This is a genomic window from Ancylobacter tetraedralis, assembly GCF_014195655.1.
Lineage (GTDB): Bacteria > Pseudomonadota > Alphaproteobacteria > Rhizobiales > Xanthobacteraceae > Ancylobacter > Ancylobacter tetraedralis.
Window position 1 is genome coordinate 383081 of record NZ_JACICD010000005.1, and the last position, 18027, is coordinate 401107.

Here is an 18027-nt window from a genome sequence, read left to right on the forward strand (position 1 = left end):
GCTTCAGCCTCGCTCGAAAATGCTCCAGACGAACAGCGATGGCAATTCCTGCCCCGCCGGATGCGGCCAGCGTCGCGTGACAAGCCTTGCGTGACAAACCCCGCAGGGACAACCACAGTCTAGCAGGCCGGGACGCGATGCGCACCCATGTTCTTATTCTGTTCGCCTAAATCGGCGAGCCGCCGGGGCCCGCCCTTCAGCCGAGTCCCAGGCCCTTGAACGCCTTTGCGATCCAGGACTGCTCGTTGAGCTTGGGGCTCACGCCGCGCGACTCGACCAGCTTGAACGCGTCCTTGTACCAGGAACTGTCGGGGAAATTGTAGCCGAGCACGGCGGCCGAGGTCTGCGCCTCGCTCATGATGCCCAGTGCCATATAGGCCTCGGTGAGCCGATAGAGCGCCTCTTCCACATGGCGCGTCGTCTGGTAGCGAGTCACCACCACCTTGAAGCGGTTGATCGCGCCGGCATAATTGCGCTGCTCGAGATAATATCGCCCGATCATCATTTCCTTGCCGGCCAGCTGGTCGCGGGCGACCTCGAGCTTCCTCTTGGCGCTGACGGCATATTCCGTATCGGGATATTTGCGCACCACCTCTTCCAGCGCATCCATGGCGCGCTGCGTGCGCTGCTGGTCGCGCGAGATGTCGGGGATCTGGTCGAAATAGGAGGAGGCGATCAGATATTGCGCATAGGCGGCGTCCGCCGAGCCGGGATGCAGGGTGAGGTAGCGCTTGGCGGCACCGATGCTCTCTTCGTAACGACCCTGGTTGTAATTGATATAGGCGATCATGAGCATCGACTTGCGCGCCCAGTCCGAATAGGGGTGCTGCCGGTCGACATCCTCGAAGCGCTTGATCGCCTCGGCATAGTCTTCCTTCTGCATGAGGGTCAGCCCCTCATTGTAGCGCTGCTCCGCCGGAACGTCCGGGTAGATCTTCTCTTCCTTGTCGGTGTCGAAGAGATTGGCGCAGCCGCCCAGCGAGGCGCCAAGCATCACCAGCATGGCGAGGCGCAGGGGAAGGGAGGTCGACGCCGTTGCGCGCGATCGACGAAGCGGAGCCTCGACGAGCCTGCCGGAACGAACGTGCCGGCCGGAACGGACTTGATTGAGAAGACGCGTCACGTACTCGATCCCGATCTGGTCGCTCACCGGCCCAAGGCCGCCCCTGCTGCGCTAAAGCGGCTTTCCGACCGGATTATGGCGAGGGGACGGTTGAGGGACGATCTGCGCTGTGAAAACAGGCCCGGCGTGCCCGCGCCGCCCAAAGGGACGGCTCGCGTTCAGAATTCCGGCGCGTAGGCCGGAACCGCCACCGTGACGATGCCGGCATTGCTGCGCACGCTGCGGCGCGCCGGCACCTTGGCTTCGACGAACTCGAAGGCCGAACGATCGGAAAGAAGGGCATCGACCACGGCGAAATTGAGCTTGTGGCCGCCCTTGTAGGAACGATAGCGCGCCATCATGGGCAGGCCGCCGATCGCGAGGTCGCCCACCGCGTCCAGCGCCTTGTGGCGCACGAATTCGTCGGCAAAGCGAAGGCCGGTCGTGTTCACGATGCCATCGTCGCCAAGGCAGATCGTGTTGTCGAGCGAGGCGCCGAGCGCATAGCCTGCCTGCCAGAGGCGCTCCACATCGGCCACGAAGCCGAAGGTGCGGGCCGGGGCCAGTTCCTTGCGGAAGACATCCGGCGAGAGCGTCGCGGCATAGCGCTGACGGCCGATCGCGGCATGGGCGAAATCGATCTCGACCTCAAGCCGGAAGCCGGCATCGTAAGGCGACAGCTCGCCGAAACCGTGCTCGGTCTCGATACGGACGGTCTTGAGCACGCGCAGGTAACGACGGGGAGCGGCCGTCTCGACAATTCCCGCCTCGTCGACCGCCGCCACAAAAAGGTCGGCACTGCCGTCAAGGATCGGAACTTCCGGCCCGTCGATCTCGACATGGGCATTGTCGATTCCAAGGCCGGCGAAGCAGGCCAGAAGATGCTCGACGGTGGAAACCGCCGGGCCGGCATCATCGCGCAGCACGGTGGCGAGGTCGCTGCCGCGCACGGCGCGGCGGCTGACGCGAACGGACTGGGCGGAGTCGGAACGATGGAAGACGATGCCGCTGTCAGCCTGGGCGGGAGCAATGCTCAACCGCGCCTGCTTGCCGGAATGGACGCCGACGCCCTGAAGCGTCACTACGTCGCCGATGGTCGTCTGCCTTACAGCATTCATCCCAGACCCAGCGAGCGGACCAAGATACGCCATCCGCTCTCCCCATTCCCGAAACCAAGACACATGGCCGCCCGTTACTGGTAGCAGGGACGAATCTCTGCCGACGGCCTTTCGTTGCCTGGCAACATATCGACGCGCGGGGTCGGAACCAAATCACGCGTGATTACCATCTGTTACCGTGGCATCGCAGTCACAGCAGATCAGATAATCCTTTATTTTCAATGAACTACGCCCGGGTCTCACGACCCGGGCGGTGCACTGCAGCATCGGTTCTGTAACAGAGGCGGCACGCCGCCTCCGCCCCCGGTTCCGCTCAGCCCTGACGGCGCAGGAAGGCGGGAATATCGAGGTGGTCATCCTCGGACGGACGGGCCGCGGCGGGGCGCCCATGGGGGTCCATCGGACGCGCCGCCGGACGCTTGGCGAACTCGGATGCCTCCGCGCGACGCTCGGCGAGCGGGCGCGCTTCCGGCTGGGCGGAGCGACGCACCACGGGGCGCGCCTCCGCCGGCGGATCGACCGCCTCGTCCTCGTCCTGGTGCCGGCCGAGGCCGACATTGGCGAGGCGCTGCAGCAGCGTCATGCGCTTCTTCTCGGCATGATGGTGCTCGGTCGGCTCGCCGCGCGCGGCGCGGATCTGGTTCTGCGCCGGCATGGGAAGCTCCTCCACGCGCGGCATGCGCGGGGCGGCCCGTTCGGCCTGCGGCGGGATGAACGGCTCGTGCGCGTCGTCCTCGTAGTGCGATTCGTGCACCGGAGCGGGCTCCGGCTCGGCATAGTGCGCCTGCTTCGGCGGCATCGCGCGAATGGTCACGTCGTCAATGGCGGCCGGGGCCTGCTGGCGGGCATAGGCCTGCTCGCTGGCATAGCTGTGCTCGGCCGGCGCCTGGGCGGCGTAGCTCTGGTCATAGGCGGCCTGCTCGGCGCTGTAGCTCGGCGCATCGTCGGTGAGCGCAGAGGCGACCGAACGCAGCGCGGCGTCGCGGCGCGCTTCCACGGCGGCACGGCCGGCATTGGAAACACGGCGCCCGCCAATGTCGGCGAGACCCGACAGGCTGTGCGGGATCTGCTCGGGAACCACCGCCGGGTCGATGCCGGTGGCGACCACCGAGACGCGGATGATGCCTTCCAGCGTGTCGTCGAACGTGGCGCCGAGGATGATGTTGGCATCCGGATCGACTTCCTCGCGGATGCGGGTCGCCGCCTCGTCCACCTCGAACAGGGTCAGGTCCTTGCCGCCGGTGATCGAGATCAGCAGGCCGCGGGCGCCGCGCATCGACACCTCATCCAGCAGCGGGTTGGCGATCGCCGCCTCGGCCGCGTGCAGCGCGCGCTTGTCGCCGGACGCCTCGCCGGTGCCCATCATCGCCTTGCCCATCTCGCGCATCACGGCGCGGACGTCGGCGAAGTCGAGGTTGATGAGGCCTTCCTTCACCATCAGGTCGGTGATGCAGGCCACGCCGGAATAGAGCACCTGGTCCGCCATGGCGAAGGCGTCGGCGAAGGTGGTGCGCTCGTTCGCCACCCGGAACAGGTTCTGGTTCGGGATGATGATGAGCGTGTCGACGCTCTTCTGCAGCTCGTTGATGCCCATCTCGCCGATGCGCATGCGACGCTGGCCCTCGAAATGGAAGGGCTTGGTCACGACGCCGACGGTGAGGATGCCGAGCTCGCGCGCGGCGCGGGCGATGACCGGCGCGGCGCCGGTGCCGGTGCCGCCGCCCATGCCGGCGGTGATGAACGCCATGTGCGCGCCGGCGAGGTGATCGCGAATCTCGTCGAGCGCCTCCTCGGCGGCTGCGCGGCCGACTTCCGGCTGCGAGCCCGCGCCAAGCCCCTCGGTCACGGCCACGCCCATCTGCACGATGCGCTCGGCCTTGGAGAGGGTCAGCGCCTGCGCATCCGTGTTGGCGACGACGAAGTCGACGCCCGTCAGGCCGGCGGTGATCATGTTGTTGACGGCATTGCCGCCCGCCCCACCGACGCCGAAGACGGTGATCCGGGGACGCAGTTCACGGATATCAGGTACCTGGAGGTTAATCGTCATGGCTGGTGTCCCCAAACGCCGGAGGGCTCGAATCGCGGTGATTCTCAAAGATGCCGGTTCTACCGGCGTTAATTTGTTCGGTCACGTCAGAAGGCCTCCCTCAGCCAATGTCCGACGCGCGTGAAGTATCCGCCGGCTCCCGCGTGGGAGATGCGGCGGCGGCGTGCCTCGAAATGTTCCAGGCCCGCGACCTGCGGATAGACCAGCAGTCCCGTGGCGACGGCGAACGGCGCTCCTCGCGCCGCCTCCGGCAGCCTTGAAATACCGAGGGGACGACCGATGCGCACCTGCCCCCCCAGAACCTGGCCGACCAGCTCGGAATGGCCGGTCAGCTGCGCTGCCCCGCCGGTCAGCACGATGCGCCGCGAGGCCCCGCCGGTATGGCCCGAGGCAACGAGACGGTCGCGTACCAGCTCGACGATCTCCTCCACCCGCGGGCGGATGATCTTGAGCAGGTGCGATTTCGGAATGGCGCGCGGCAGATCGTGATGATCGTCGGCGATCGGCGGCACCGTCAGCATCTCGCGCTCGTCGGCGCCCACCGACATCACCCGCCCGTGCAGGCTCTTCAGCCGCTCGGCATCGGCAAGGCGGGTCGACAGGCCGCGGGCGACGTCATTGGTCACGTGCTGGCCGCCGATCGCGATGCTGTCGACATGCACGCAATGGCCATGCACCACCACGGCGACGGTCGTCGTGCCGGCGCCGAAATCGATCAGCGTCACGCCAAGCTCGGCCTCGTCATCGGCCAGCGTCGCCAGCGCTGCGGCATAGGGCGCGGCCACCATGGCCTCGACGCCGAGATGGCAACGCTCGATGCACAGCAGCAGGTTGCGCACCGCCGCCGCCTCGGCGGTGACGACATGCAGGTCGACGCCGAGCCGGCGCCCCAGCATGCCGCGCGGCTCGCCGATACCCGCCGCTCCGTCGAGCGCATAGCCGACCGGCAGGGCGTGGAGAATGGTGCGCCCTTCGGCGACGGCGAAGGTCGAGGCGGCGTCGAGCACGCGGCGGATGTCGCCCTCCGCCACCGCCGGCTCGGGCAGGTCGACCTCGGCCACGAAATGCTCGGAGCCGAGCCGCCCGCCCGCCATGGAAACCACGACCGAGGCGATCTGCGCGCCGGCCATGCGCTCGGCGGCATCCACCGCCCGGCGAATGGCATGCTCGGCGCGATCCATGTCGATCACCGTGCCGCCCTTGATGCCGTGGGCGCTGGTGTGGCCGATGCCGAGCACGTCGACCGAATGGGTGCGGCGGCGCAGGCTGTTCGACGCGTCGCGCGGCTTCAGCCGGGCGATCATGCAGACAATCTTGGAGGTGCCCACTTCCAGCACGCCCACCACGCCGCTGCGGCGCGGGGCGAGGGGGCGCATCTTCGGCGCGACCTCGAAGGGAATGCGGGCGCTCATGTGTTGCCCTCCTTCTTGGCCGTCTTGGCCTTGGCCTTCAGCTCGACCTGACGCGCCTCATAGGCGGCATCCGACAGGCGCACCGACACCCGGTCGGGCAGGCGCAGGTCGATGATGGTGATGTCGCGCGTCAGCAGTTGCTTGTCGCGGTCGAGCACGGCCAGCTCCTGCAGCGCGTCGCCGATGTCGCGCTCGGGAAGCCGAACGTCGATGCCGTTGCGCATCTTCAGCGTCCAGCGCCGGTCGGCGACGCGAATCGCGGCGCGAACCTGATCGCGCACGCCCGGCACCAGGCTGAGCGCTTCGACGATGTCGCCGACATGCTTCTGCGCGCCTTCGCCGACGACGATGGGCAGGCGGATGTAGCGCGCGTCGTCGGAATACGGGGCGATGATGGTCCCATCGCGGGCGATGACGTTGATTTTTCCGTCCTTCTGCCAGAGGGCGTAGCCCTCGCGTTCGACAATCTGGATGTCGAGGCGATCGGGGTAGAGCTTCTGCACCGTGGCGCGCTTGATCCACGCCAGCTGCTCAAGCCGCTCGCGCGCCGCTTCGGCGTCGAGGAAAACCAGGGTGGAATTGGGCTTCACGCCGGCGGTCGCGAGGATCTCGCCCGGGGTGACGTGATTCTGGCCGGAGAGGTTCACATTGGCGATCCGGAAGCCGGCGAAATTGGCGACCGAATCAGCGGCGTCGCGCACCGTCTCGATGGCGACCGGCATGTGCCCGCCGCGCTCCAGCCCATAGATGCCGGTGGCGGCGAAGAAGGCCGCGACCAGCCAGGTGCCGGCGCCACAGGTGATGACCCGCGAGGCGGAGATTCCGACGAAGAAGCGGCGCGCCCCGATCACGGCGCGGTCGAGGACGCGTCCCTCATGGCGGGTCGATGCCGGGGCCGGGCGCGCATTCATGCGCTCCGGTTGACCGCGACCCGTCGTTGCCGTTGCCACGCCAGCGCGCGTGCCCCGAGGCGTCTGCCTCTGGGTCAGCGGTCGAGCGAAGCGTCCTCCACCATCCATCGTACAAGCTCACCGAACGAATGGCCCGCATGGGCAGCCAGTTCGGGCACAAGCGACGTCTCGGTCATTCCGGGCTGCGTGTTGACCTCCAGACAGAACAGGCCGGATTCGTCCCCGGTCCGATCGTCATAGCGGAAGTCCGACCTGCTGATGCCCCGACAGCCGAGCGCGTCATGCGCCCTGACTGCTAACATCCGTACCTTTTGGTAAATTTTCGGTAAAACTCGGGCCGGAAGAATGTGAACAGATCCGCCCGGGGCGTATTTTGCCTCGTAATCATAGAACCTTACGGCGGATTGAATTTCGATGACGTCGAGCGCTTTCCCGCCCATCACGGCGCAGGTGAGCTCCAAACCGGGGATGTAGCGCTCGGCGAGAAGCAAATCACCGTGCGGCCAGTCGGGCCGGTGCAGTTCCTGCGGCGGGTGTTCCTGGTCCTCGCGCACGATGAACACGCCGACCGAGGAGCCCTCCGACACCGGCTTGAGCACATAGGGCCGCGGCAGGACATGCGCGCGCGCCGCCTCCGCTCGCGTCACCACGCGTCCCTCGGGCACGGGGATGCCGTGCGCGGCCAGGATGATCTTGGCCTGCGCCTTGTCCATGGCCAGCGCCGAGGCCAGCACGCCCGAATGGGTATAGGGAATGCGCAGGATCTCCAGAATGCCCTGGATGGTGCCGTCCTCGCCCGGCCGGCCGTGCAGCGCGTTGAGCGCCACATCGGGCGCCAGCGCCGCCAGCACCGCCGCGATGTCGTGGCCCACATCGATGCGGCTCACCCGATAGCCGACGCTCTCGGCCGCCTTGGCGCAGGCCTCGCCCGAGCGCAACGACACCTCGCGCTCGGCCGACCAGCCGCCCATGAGGACGGCGACGTGCTTCGACATGATCTTCTCCCCGCGCCCACCGGACGCCTCGGCCGGGCGCCCTGCTCAGGCAGGGACGCCGATTCGCTTGATCTCCCACTCCAGATCGACCCCGGACTGGTCCTTCACCCGGCGGCGCACCTCCTCGCCCAGCCCCTCGATATCGGCCGCGCGCGCCCCGCCGGTGTTGATGAGGAAATTGCAGTGCATCTGCGACACCTGCGCCGCGCCGAGCCGCAGCCCCCGGCAGCCGGCGGCATCGACCAGCTGCCACGCCTTGTGGCCGGGCGGGTTCTTGAAGGTCGAGCCCCCGGTGCGCTCGCGAATCGGCTGGGAGGCCTCGCGCGCCCGCGTGATGGCCTCCATCTCCGCGAGGATGGCGGCGGGATCCCCCGGCCGGCCCTGATAGAGCGCGCCGGTGAAGATGAGGTCCGCCGGCGCGCCGGAATGGCGGTAGGTGAAGCCGAAATCGGCATTGGCGAGAACGTGGATCCGGCCCGCGCGGTCGATCGCGCGCGCTTCCACCAGGGCGTCGCGCGTCTCTCCGCCATGGGCGCCCGCATTCATGCGCAGCGCGCCGCCGATGCCGCCGGGAATGCCGCGATAGAAGGCGAGCCCGGCCATGCCGGCATCCGCCGCCGCGCGGGCGAGCTTCACGTCCGGCACGGCCGCGCCCACGCGCAGGCGATGGCCGTCCTCCACCGTGATGTCGCCGAAGCCGCGCCCGAGCCGGATCACCACGCCCGGCACCCCGCCATCGCGCACGATGAGGTTCGAGCCCAGCCCGATCACCGTCACCGGAATCTCCGCCGGCAGGGCGGCCAGAAAGGCGGCGAGGTCCGCTTCATCGGCCGGGGTGAACAGCAGTTGCGCCGGCCCGCCCGCGCGGAACCAGATGAGGTCGGCCAGCGGGGCATTGGCGATAAGCCGCCCGCGCAACTCCGGCAGACGGGCGGCGAGCGCGGGCACGAGGTCGGGGAAGCTCACGCCGCCGCCCCCGCCGCCAGTTGCTCGGGCAGCGCATAGGCCCATTGGGTGATGTTGCCGGCGCCCAGGCACACGACGTAGTCGCCCGGCTTCATCAGCCCCTTCACGATGCCGGCCAGCGCGTCCGGGCCGGGCAGCGGCTGCACCGAGCGGTGGCCGCGCGCGCGCAGCGCCTCCACCAGATGATCGCGATCGATGCCGGGGATCGCCGTCTCGCCCGCCGCGTAGACGTCCGCCACGATGACGTGGTCGGCATCGTTGAAACAGGTGGCGAACTGGTCGAACAGCGATTGCAGCCGCGTGTAGCGGTGCGGCTGCACGACGGCGATCACCTGCCCCTCCGTGGAGGCGCGGGCCGCCCGCAGCACGGCGGCGATCTCCACGGGGTGGTGGCCGTAATCGTCGAAGATGGTCACGCCATTCACCTCGCCGGTGCGGGTGAAGCGCCGCTTAACGCCGCCGAACCCGGCCAGCGCGGCGCGGATCTGCTCGTCGGTGGCGCCCAGTTCATGCGCCACGGCGATGGCGGCGGTGGCGTTCAGCGCGTTGTGCTTGCCCGGCATGGGCAGCACGAGGTCGCGCAGTTCGTGCACCTGCGAGCCGTCGCGCTGGCGCAGCAGCACGGAGAAGCGCGAGCGCCCCCCGCGCAGGTCGAGATCGACGAGGCGGGCATCGGCCTGCGGGTTCTCGCCATAGGTGATGACCCGGCGGTCCTCCACATGGCCAACCAGGTCATGCACGACCGGATGGTCGGTACACATCACCGCGAAGCCGTAGAAGGGCAGGTTGTCGATGAAGCTGCGGAAAGCCGCCTGCACCGCCTCGAAAGTCTTGAAGTGGTCGAGATGCTCGGGGTCGATATTGGTGACGATGGCCACTTCGGCCGGCAGCTTGAGGAAGGTGCCGTCGCTCTCGTCGGCCTCCACCACCATCCAGTCGCCGCCGCCCAGGCGCGCATTGGTGCCATAGGCGTTGATGATGCCGCCATTGATCACCGTCGGGTCGAAGCCGCCGGCATCCAGCAGCGTGGCGACCATCGAGGTGGTGGTGGTCTTGCCATGCGTGCCGGCAATGGCGACGCAGCTCTTGAGCCGCATCAGCTCGGCCAGCATCTCCGCGCGCCGCACCACCGGCAGGCGCCGGGCGCGGGCCGCCACCAACTCGGGATTGTCGCGCCGGATGGCGGAGGAGACGACCAGCACCTCGGCGCCGTCGATATTCTCGCCCGCATGGCCGATGAGCACCTTGATGCCCTTTTCCGCGAGGCGCTTCACATTGGCGCTCTCGGCGACATCGGAGCCCTGCACCGTGTAGCCGAGATTATGCAGCACCTCGGCAATGCCGCTCATGCCGATGCCGCCGATACCGACGAAATGGATGGGGCCGAGTGAGAGCGGGAGTTTCATCTGTTCTTCCTTCGGCCTGCGCGCGAGCCGGGCGCAGGCGCAACGTCCGGACACGCAGGAATAGTCGAGGCGACGCACCGCGTCATCCCTCGCCTGTTCGCAACTATCGGCCCCGGTCTACCCATTTCTATTCGTACGCTAGCTCGTGGAACGCGGGATTCTGGCGATCTCCAGGACCAGCGCGGCCAGCCGCTCGGCGGCATCCGCCCGGCCCATGCGCTGCGCCGCCGCCGCCATGGTCGCCAGCCCCTCGGGCGCGGCGGCGTGGCGGGCGAGGATGCCGGCGAGGCTTTCCGGGGTGAAATGGCTCTGCGGCAGCAGCACGGCGCCCCCGCCGGTGGCGAGCGCGGTGGCGTTGGCCAGCTGGTCCTGGTCGATGGCGCCGGGCAGCGGCACCAGCAGCGAGGGCCGGCCGATCACGCTCAGCTCGGCCACGGTGGAGGCGCCCGAGCGGGCGATGACGAGATGCGCCTTCGCCATGCGCGCGGGCAGATCGTTGAAGAAGGGCGCGAGTTCGGCCGCCACGCCGAGCCGCGCATAGGTGGCGCGCGCCGCCTCGATATCCTCCGGCCGAGCCTGCTGGACGATGGACAGCCGCGCCCTCAGCGAGAGGTCCAGCGTCTCGACCAGATGCGCGATCCCCGGCGGGACGACCTCGCTCATCACCCGCGCGCCCTGGCTGCCGCCGAACACCAGCAGGTTGAACCGCCCGCCCGGTTCCGGTGGCACATAGGGGCTCACGGCGGCGATCACCGCCGGGCGGACCGGGTTGCCGGTATGGTGCGCCTTGGCGGCGAGCGCGGGGGCATTGCGGAAGATGTCGGGATAGCCGGTGGCGATGGCGGTGACGCGGGCGCCGAGCATCGCATTGGCGCGGCCCATGACGGCGTTCGATTCGTGAATCAGGGTGGGCACGCCGGCGAGGCGCGCGGCAAGGATCGGCGGCACGGTCGGGTAGCCGCCGAAGCCGACCACGATGGCCGGCCGCAGGCGCCGCATCAGCCGGTAGCCCTGCCACAGGCCGGAGCCGAGCGCGAGCGCGGTCCTCGCCAGAGCGAGCGGCGAGCGCCCGCGCACCGTATCGGCCGGCAGCACGTGCAGCTTGCGGGCGGGGAAGTGGCCGGCATAGCGCGCCGCCCGGCGGTCGGTGGCGAGGTCCACAGCGATGCCGTGCCGGCTGAGCACATCGGCCAGCGCCTCGGCGGGAAACAGGTGGCCGCCGGTCCCCCCGGCGGCGAGCAGGACCAGAGGCGTATCGCGCGCCGCGCGGTTCTCACCAGCCATGGCGCGCCTCAGCTCGGACGCGGCGCGGGCGCGCCGAGCCGGGTGCCCAGCCGCTCCAGCTCGGCCAGCGTCGCGGTGCGCGGGCGCCGCCGGGTCAACGCCAGCAGCATGCCCATGCCGTAGGCGAGCGAGAGCAGCGAGGAACCGCCATAGGAGACGAAGGGCAGCGTCATGCCCTTGGCCGGCATCATGTGCAGGTTCACCATCATGTTGATGCAGGACTGCAGCCCGAACAGGATGGTGAGGCCGGCGACGGCGAAGCGCACGAAGGGCTCTTCGTCATTCATCGCGCGGTTGAGGCAGCGCAGCACGATGAAGGCGAACAGCGCCGCGATCATCATGCACAGCACCGCGCCGAATTCCTCGCCCGCCACCGCGAAGATGAAGTCGGTATGTCCGTCCGGCAGCACCCGCTTGTAGGTGCCCTCGCCCGGCCCCTGGCCGAACCAGCCGCCATTGAGGAAGGAATCGATCGCGAGGTCGATCTGGTAGGTGTCGCCCGAATCGGGATCGAGGAAGCGGTCGATGCGCTTGGTGACGTGCGGCACCAGCATGTACGCGATGAACAGGCCGCCCGCGCCGAGGCCGCCGAGGCCGAACACCCAGATCATCCGGAGCCCCGCCAGGAAGAACAGGCTGCCCCACACCAGCGAGACCAGCATGGTCTGGCCGAAATCCGGCTGCATGACCAGCGGCGTCACCACCAGCCCGAGCAGGCCGATGGCGAGGAACTGGCCGGGCATTTCCGGCCGGCGCACGCTTTCGGAAAACAGCCACGCCGCGATGATCACGAAGCTTGGCTTGAGGAATTCGGAGGGCTGCACCGTGATGCCGGCCACCGTGAGCCAGCGCCGCGCGCCCTTCACCTCCGCACCCGCCACCAGCGTCGCGAAGACGAGGCCGAGGAAGACGATGAACAGAACCAGCGCAAGCCGGCGGATATTGCGCGGCGAGAGCAGCGAGGTGGCGATCAGAACCAGCACCGCCGGCACCAGGAACATCACCTGCCGGTTCACGAAATGAAACGGATCGGCAATGCCGAGCCGCGCCGCCACCGGCGGGCTCGCGGCGAGCGCGAGCACGATGCCGATGATCATCAGGGCGGCAAGGGCACCGAGCAGCAGGCGATCGATGGTCCACCACCATTCGCCCACCAGGGTCCGTTCGGCACGCGAAATCATGAAGCGCCACTCCGGGAAGACATTCGCCGGAGTATCGGACGGTTAAGGTTGACGCCGGCTTAATGCGGGAGTGTCTCGCCGGGGCGCATCGGCTCCCTCTCCCCGTCGGGGGAGAGGGCTGGGCTGAGGGGTCTTCGCCGCTCCGCCATCGCGTCACCCCTCATCGACCCGCTCGGCGGGTCACCTCTCCCCGACGGGGAGAGGAAAGACGAGGAATGTCGCATGTCGTCAGTGCGACTTGTATTCCGCCGTGCCCTTGGAAAGCGCGAACTCCTCCTCGGGCGAGAGCACCAGCTTGTGCCGCCCGATCAGCGCGAAATAGACGATGCCGAGCGCGAACCAGATGGCGACGCCGATCACGCCGGCGCGGTAGACCGGGTCGGAGAGCTGGAAGAACAGCGTCACGACCGCGATGATGACGGTGAGCGCCGCGCCGATCACGCCGAACGGGCTGCGATAGGGCCGCTCGATATGCGGCGCGTTCTTGCGCAGCAGGATGAAGGACAGCGCCTGCATCACATAGGACAGCATGGCCCCGAACACCGCCATGTTGAGCAGCGTGCCGCCGATCACCGAGGCGCCCTGCTCCGCCCCGACGCTGAACCAGATCACCAGCATGAGTACCAACGCCACCACCGCGCCGACCAGCATGGCGAGGTGCGGGGTCTTGCGGGTGCCGTGGGTGATCGACATCCAGCGCGGGAAATAGCCGGCGCGCGAGAGCGAGTAGATCTGCCGGCCCTGCGCATAGATGATGGTGTGGAACGAGGCGATCAGGCCCACCACCGCCACCAGCGCCAGCACCTTGGCGAGGCCGTCGCCATAGATGGCGCGGAAACCGTCGAGCAGCGGCTCGCCCGACTTGCCGAGCGCGAACGTGCCATTGGCGACCGAGGAATTGAGCCACAGGATCATGAAGGCGGAAACGATCAGCGTCGAGATGCCCAGGATGATGCCGCGCGGCAGGTCGCGCTTGGGATCGATCGATTCCTCCGCCGCCAGCGGCAATTGCTCGATGGCGAGGAACAGCCACACCGCGAAGGGCAGCGAGGCCAGCACGCCATAAAGGCCGAAGGGCAGGAACGGCCCGCCGCCCTCCGGCAGTTCGGTGCCGTCGGCGGCCACGTTCAGCGCCCAGCGGCTGAAATCGACATTGGGGATCGCGCTCACCCAGAAGGCGACGAGACAGGCCAGCGCCGCCAGCGTGACGATCAGCGTCACCTTGAAGGACAGTTCGACGCCGACCACGTTGAGCCCGACGAAGACGATATAGCCGAACACCCAGTAGACCGGCTGGAACTCCGGTGGCGTGCCGAAGATCGAGCCGAGATAGGAGCCGATGAAGAACACCACCACGGCCGGCGTCACGACATATTCGACATTCTCGCACAGGCCGGTGATGAAGCCGCCCCACGGCCCCATGGCGGTGCGGGCGAAGGAATAGGCCGCGCCCGTGTGCGGCAGCGCCGAACTCATCTCGGCGATGGACAGCGTGAGGCCGAGATACATGATGGCGATGATGATGGCGGCGATGAACATGCCGCCCCAGCCGCCCGTGGCGAGGCCGAGATTCCAGCCGGAGAAATGGCCGGAAATGACCGCGCCGACGCCCAGCGCCCAGAGCGAGGCGACGCCGGCATAGCGCTTGAGGCCACGGGTCTCGAAATAGCTGATATCGACGGTGGTATAGCTCACGCCGCCGCTGCCCGCGGAGGGCGCGCCGTCGGTCGATGGAATGCTCATGACGCTGATCCCCTGAAAATGGGGCCTGCGTCGACCGTTACCCCCGCCCCGGCCGATGCCGCCGCCCTTGCTGATGGCTTCCGCACGAATATGCCGCACGGTTAGGCGTGCATGTTTTCAGTGCATCACGGGATCGTCAACGGAAATGATGCAGCGCAGCAAGCTCATGCACGGCAGCGCGTCTATGACGTTAGGGAAGATACCAGCATGCGGAAGGCGTCGCCGCGCAGTTCGAAATTGCGGAACTGGTCGAAGCTGGCGCAGGCGGGGGAGAGCAGCACCACGGGATGGGTGAGGCCGGAGGCCGCCGCATCGCGCGCCGCGCTGGCCACCGCCACATCGAGCGTGCCGCACATCTCGAAGGGCACCTCCGCGCCGAGCGTGGCGGCGAATTCCTCAGCGGCCACGCCGATGAGATAGGCCTTCTTCACGCGCGGGAAATACGGCCGGAGAGGCTCGATGCCGCCGGCCTTCGGCTTGCCGCCGGCGATCCAGAAGATATCCTCGAAGGAAACCAGCGCCCGCTCGGCGGCATCCGCGTTGGTCGCCTTCGAATCGTTGACGAACAGCACGTTGCCGATCGTGCGCACCTGCTCCATGCGATGGGCGAGACCGGGGAAGCTGCGGATCCCGGTGGCGATTACCTCCGGCGCGAGGCCGAGCGCGCGCGCGGCCGCGAAGGCGGCGGCGGCGTTCTGCGCATTATGCGCGCCGCGCAGCGAGCCGATCCCGGCCAGCGGCAGGGTGAACACCCGCGCGCCGCCTTGCGCGACGACGAGATCCGTGCCGTCGAGAAAGATGCCATCCGCCAGATCTTCCAGCACGGAGAGGCGCACCACCTGACGGCCGGCCCCCTCGATCCGGTCGGCAATCGCCCGGCACCATGCGTCGTCGACGCCGATCACCGCGGTGCCGCCCGCCTCCACCCCGGCGACGAGGCGCTCCTTCACCTGCGCGTAGTGCTCCATCGAGCCATGGCGGTCGAGATGATCGGGCGAGAGGTTGAGCAGGATTCCGACCGCCGGATCGAGGCTGGGCGCGAGGTCGATCTGGTAGGAGGAGCATTCGATCACGTAGACGCGGCCGGACTTCGGCGGTTCCAGACCGAGAATGGCGGGGCCGAAATTGCCGCCGATCTGCGCATCGCGCCCGCCGACCCGCAGGAGATGGGCGAGCAGCGCCGTCGTGGTCGACTTGCCATTGGTGCCGGTGATCGCGGCGAAGGGGGGGCGGCGCGTCGCGAGCCGCCGTTCGCGGCAGAACAGCTCGATATCGCCGATCACCTCCACACCCGCATCCTGCGCCAGCCTGACGCTCCAATGCGGTTCGGGATGGGTCAGCGGCACGCCCGGCGCCAGCACCAGCGCGCGGATACCGCTCCAGTCCAGCGCATGGAGATCGCCGGTCGGAATGCCCTCGGCCGCAGCCTTCTCGATCGATGCGGGCGAATCATCCCACGCCATCACCTTCGCCCCGCCGGCGATCAGCGCGCGCGCGGTGGCAAGGCCGGAGCCGCCGAGGCCGAAAAGAGCCACGCTGCGGTCGTGAAAGCTGCTGACGGGGATCATGATGCGCGGGACCTGACGAGAAGGGGCGGCCGGAGGGGATCCCCTGGGAGAGCCCTTGGCTAGCGCATTTCCCGGGCCGATGAAATGATCGCGCATCGTCCCCGTGGCTTCCCATCCCGTCCTTCCATGAGTGTGCCCATGAATGCCCCTTCCCTGCTCCCGCTCGGCTCGACCCTGCAGGTGCTGCGGCCCCATCCCAATATCCTCGCCTTCTATGATGGCCGCATTCCCGGGGCGCGCGCCCACTCCATGGCGCCGAACTGGCTCGATGACGGCGCCTATGCGCTGGGCGTGTGCGTCTATGCGGTGATCGCCGGGGAAGAGGCGATTCTCTACGACACGCACATCTCCATCCCCCATGCCCGGCTGGTGCGCCGCACGCTGGAAGAGGCGGGCGTGAAGACGATCCGCGTGGTGCTCAGCCACTGGCATGACGACCACGTCGCGGGCAACGAGGTGTTTGCCGATTGCGAGATCCTCGCCCTCGACCTGACCGGGCAGGCGCTCGCCATCCACCGGCTCGCGCTGGAGAACGGCGATCCGCCGATCTACCCGCTGGTGCTGCCCAGCCGCACGATCACCGGCCCGGCCGAGCTTTTGGTCGGCGGCCTCCGGGTGGACTTGCAGCCGGCCGAGATCCACAGCCATGACGGGCTGATCCTCGCCCTGCCGGACCTCGGCATCCTGCTGGCTGGCGACACGCTGGAAGAGCCGATCACCTATGTCGCCGAGCCGGAGCGGCTCGCCGTCCATGTCGAGGAATTGAAGCGCGTGAAGGGCTGGAACTATGCCCGCATCCTGCCCAATCACGGCGCGGCGGAGGTCATCGCCGCCGGAGGCTACGGGCCCGGGCTGATCGATGCGACGATCCGCTATGTCGAGAAGCTGATGCGGCTGAAGGACGAGCCGGCGCTGGCCGACGAGGACCTCAGGACCTTCGCGAGCGCGGATTTCGCGTCCGGCGCCCTCACCTATTTCGCGCCCTATGAGGAGGTGCACGCCAACAATGTGAAGAAGGTGCTGGCGCTGCCCTGATTCCCCTTCCCCGCATCATCCCGGAACGGCGGACCGCCAGTTCCGGGACACCGGGGCTCGTGTCATGCCGGGGCTTCCCCGCTCGGCGTGCCGGCGCCGAGAGGGCGTCCGCGCTCAGCGCAGCTTCAGCGTGGACAGGCCGATCAGCGCCAGCACGACGGCGATGATCCAGAAGCGGATCACGATCTGCGGCTCGGTCCAGCCGAGCTGCTCGAAATGATGGTGGATCGGCGCCATCTTGAAGACGCGCTTGCCGGTGAGCTTGAACGAGATGACCTGAACGATCACCGACACCGCCTCCAGCACGAACAGGCCGCCGATGATGGCCAGCACGATTTCATGCTTGGTCGCCACCGCGATGGTGCCGAGCAGGCCGCCCAGCGCCAGCGAGCCGGTATCGCCCATGAAGATCTGCGCCGGCGGTGCGTTGAACCACAGGAAGCCGATACCCGCCCCGATGATGGCACCGCAGATCACCGCCAGTTCGCCCACGCCCGCCACATAGTGGATCTGCAGATAATCGGCGAACAGCACGTTGCCCGAGAGATAGGCGATCAGCCCGAAGCTGCCGGCCGCCACCATGACCGGCACGATCGCGAGGCCGTCGAGCCCATCGGTCAGGTTCACCGCATTGCCGGCCGCCACGATCACCAGCGCGGCGAAGGCGATGAAGAACCAGCCGAGATCGATCAACAGATCCTTGAACAGCGGAAAGGCCAGCGAGGAGGACAGCGGCTCGCGCCCGATATGCATGATGACGACGGCCGCGACGCCGCCGATCAGTGCCTCGATGGCCAGCCGCGTCTTGCCGGAAAGCCCGGCATGGGTCTGCTTCGTCACCTTGAGATAATCGTCATAAAAGCCGATCAACCCGAAGCCGATGGTGACGAACAGCACCACCCAGACATAGACATTGGACAAATTGGCCCAAAGCAGCGTCGCCACCATCAGCCCCGAGAAGATCATCAGCCCGCCCATGGTGGGCGTGCCCTTCTTGGTGATGAGGTGCGACTGCGGGCCGTCGGTGCGGATCGGCTGCCCCTTGCCCTGCTTCAGGCGCAACAGGGCGATGATGCTCGGGCCGAACATGAAGACGAACAGCAGCGCGGTGATGATGGCGCCGCCGGTGCGGAACGTGATGTAGCGGAAAACATTGAGCGCCGGCACGCTCCCCTGGAATTCGGCAAGCCATTGCAACATCGGATCAACCTTCCGCAACGATAAAAAACGCGGCCCGCACGCGCGTTGTCGCGGGTGCG

At 68.0% G+C, this 18027-nt stretch carries 14 protein-coding genes; 1 reads left to right on the forward strand and 13 read right to left on the reverse strand.

Annotated features, from left to right (window positions below; all coding sequences use genetic code 11):
• Positions 1-196 precede the first annotated feature (196 nt).
• The 12 genes from FHS55_RS15335 to murD form a co-directional block, all read right to left on the reverse strand.
• A complete protein-coding gene (locus FHS55_RS15335) occupies positions 197-1003 on the reverse strand; it encodes an outer membrane protein assembly factor BamD (protein WP_183190631.1) in 807 nt (268 codons plus the stop codon).
• Positions 1004-1281: 278 nt separating this feature from the next.
• On the reverse strand, positions 1282-2220 hold the full coding sequence (gene lpxC, locus FHS55_RS15340) for a UDP-3-O-acyl-N-acetylglucosamine deacetylase (RefSeq protein ID WP_183190632.1): 939 nt from the start codon (positions 2218-2220) through the stop codon (positions 1282-1284).
• A 313-nt stretch (positions 2221-2533) separates the two neighbouring features.
• A complete protein-coding gene (ftsZ, locus tag FHS55_RS15345) occupies positions 2534-4267 on the reverse strand; it encodes a cell division protein FtsZ (RefSeq protein ID WP_183190633.1) in 1734 nt (577 codons plus the stop codon).
• A gap of 86 nt (positions 4268-4353) precedes the next feature.
• The gene (gene ftsA, locus FHS55_RS15350; RefSeq protein ID WP_246340171.1) at positions 4354-5679 is read right to left on the reverse strand and encodes a cell division protein FtsA; all 1326 of its coding nucleotides are present in this window, start codon (positions 5677-5679) and stop codon (positions 4354-4356) included.
• Positions 5676-6590, reverse strand: a complete 915-nt coding sequence (locus tag FHS55_RS15355) for a cell division protein FtsQ/DivIB (RefSeq protein WP_183190634.1) — start codon at positions 6588-6590, stop codon at positions 5676-5678. Before FHS55_RS15355 ends, ftsA begins: the two co-directional genes overlap by 4 nt.
• A gap of 74 nt (positions 6591-6664) precedes the next feature.
• Entirely contained in the window at positions 6665-7585 is a 921-nt protein-coding gene (locus tag FHS55_RS15360) for a D-alanine--D-alanine ligase (protein ID WP_183190635.1), read from the reverse strand.
• Between the two features lie 45 nt (positions 7586-7630).
• Positions 7631-8551 carry a UDP-N-acetylmuramate dehydrogenase gene (murB, locus tag FHS55_RS15365; protein ID WP_183190636.1) on the reverse strand — a complete coding sequence of 307 codons (921 nt, stop codon included), beginning with the start codon at positions 8549-8551 and terminating at the stop codon, positions 7631-7633.
• A complete protein-coding gene (gene murC / locus FHS55_RS15370) occupies positions 8548-9957 on the reverse strand; it encodes a UDP-N-acetylmuramate--L-alanine ligase (protein ID WP_183190637.1) in 1410 nt (469 codons plus the stop codon). The genes murB and murC overlap by 4 nt, the downstream gene beginning before the upstream one ends.
• 138 nt (positions 9958-10095) lie before the next feature.
• Entirely contained in the window at positions 10096-11241 is a 1146-nt protein-coding gene (murG, locus tag FHS55_RS15375) for an undecaprenyldiphospho-muramoylpentapeptide beta-N-acetylglucosaminyltransferase (RefSeq protein WP_183190638.1), read from the reverse strand.
• An 8-nt stretch (positions 11242-11249) separates the two neighbouring features.
• The gene (ftsW, locus tag FHS55_RS15380; protein WP_183190639.1) at positions 11250-12422 is read right to left on the reverse strand and encodes a putative lipid II flippase FtsW; all 1173 of its coding nucleotides are present in this window, start codon (positions 12420-12422) and stop codon (positions 11250-11252) included.
• 228 nt (positions 12423-12650) lie between these two features.
• Complete coding sequence (locus tag FHS55_RS15385) at positions 12651-14165, reverse strand: amino acid permease (protein ID WP_183190640.1); 1515 nt, start codon at positions 14163-14165, stop codon at positions 12651-12653.
• A gap of 182 nt (positions 14166-14347) precedes the next feature.
• On the reverse strand, positions 14348-15733 hold the full coding sequence (gene murD, locus FHS55_RS15390) for a UDP-N-acetylmuramoyl-L-alanine--D-glutamate ligase (protein WP_183190641.1): 1386 nt from the start codon (positions 15731-15733) through the stop codon (positions 14348-14350).
• Between the two features lie 138 nt (positions 15734-15871).
• Between murD and FHS55_RS15395 the strand changes: the two genes are divergently transcribed.
• Complete coding sequence (locus FHS55_RS15395) at positions 15872-16768, forward strand: MBL fold metallo-hydrolase (RefSeq protein ID WP_183190642.1); 897 nt, start codon at positions 15872-15874, stop codon at positions 16766-16768.
• 114 nt (positions 16769-16882) lie between these two features.
• Here the strand turns inward: FHS55_RS15395 and mraY are convergent, their stop codons facing one another.
• Positions 16883-17968: a phospho-N-acetylmuramoyl-pentapeptide-transferase gene (mraY, locus tag FHS55_RS15400; RefSeq protein ID WP_183190643.1), complete on the reverse strand. Its 1086-nt coding sequence runs from the start codon at positions 17966-17968 to the stop codon at positions 16883-16885.
• Between the last annotated feature and the right edge of the window lie 59 nt (positions 17969-18027).

Bases quoted from the DNA above. Each gene is read 5' to 3' on its own strand.
- murD (WP_183190641.1), bottom strand. From the start codon at position 15,733: ATGATCCCCGTCAGCAGCTTTCACGACCGCAGCGTGGCTCTTTTCGGC.
- ftsA (WP_246340171.1), bottom strand. From the start codon at position 5,679: ATGAGCGCCCGCATTCCCTTCGAGGTCGCGCCGAAGATGCGCCCCCTC.
- murC (WP_183190637.1), bottom strand. From the start codon at position 9,957: ATGAAACTCCCGCTCTCACTCGGCCCCATCCATTTCGTCGGTATCGGC.
- FHS55_RS15335 (WP_183190631.1), bottom strand. From the start codon at position 1,003: ATGCTGGTGATGCTTGGCGCCTCGCTGGGCGGCTGCGCCAATCTCTTC.
- lpxC (WP_183190632.1), bottom strand. From the start codon at position 2,220: ATGAATGCTGTAAGGCAGACGACCATCGGCGACGTAGTGACGCTTCAG.
- ftsZ (WP_183190633.1), bottom strand. From the start codon at position 4,267: ATGACGATTAACCTCCAGGTACCTGATATCCGTGAACTGCGTCCCCGG.
- FHS55_RS15355 (WP_183190634.1), bottom strand. From the start codon at position 6,590: ATGAATGCGCGCCCGGCCCCGGCATCGACCCGCCATGAGGGACGCGTC.
- FHS55_RS15395 (WP_183190642.1), top strand. From the start codon at position 15,872: ATGAATGCCCCTTCCCTGCTCCCGCTCGGCTCGACCCTGCAGGTGCTG.
- FHS55_RS15360 (WP_183190635.1), bottom strand. From the start codon at position 7,585: ATGTCGAAGCACGTCGCCGTCCTCATGGGCGGCTGGTCGGCCGAGCGC.
- murG (WP_183190638.1), bottom strand. From the start codon at position 11,241: ATGGCTGGTGAGAACCGCGCGGCGCGCGATACGCCTCTGGTCCTGCTC.
- mraY (WP_183190643.1), bottom strand. From the start codon at position 17,968: ATGTTGCAATGGCTTGCCGAATTCCAGGGGAGCGTGCCGGCGCTCAAT.
- FHS55_RS15385 (WP_183190640.1), bottom strand. From the start codon at position 14,165: ATGAGCATTCCATCGACCGACGGCGCGCCCTCCGCGGGCAGCGGCGGC.
- ftsW (WP_183190639.1), bottom strand. From the start codon at position 12,422: ATGATTTCGCGTGCCGAACGGACCCTGGTGGGCGAATGGTGGTGGACC.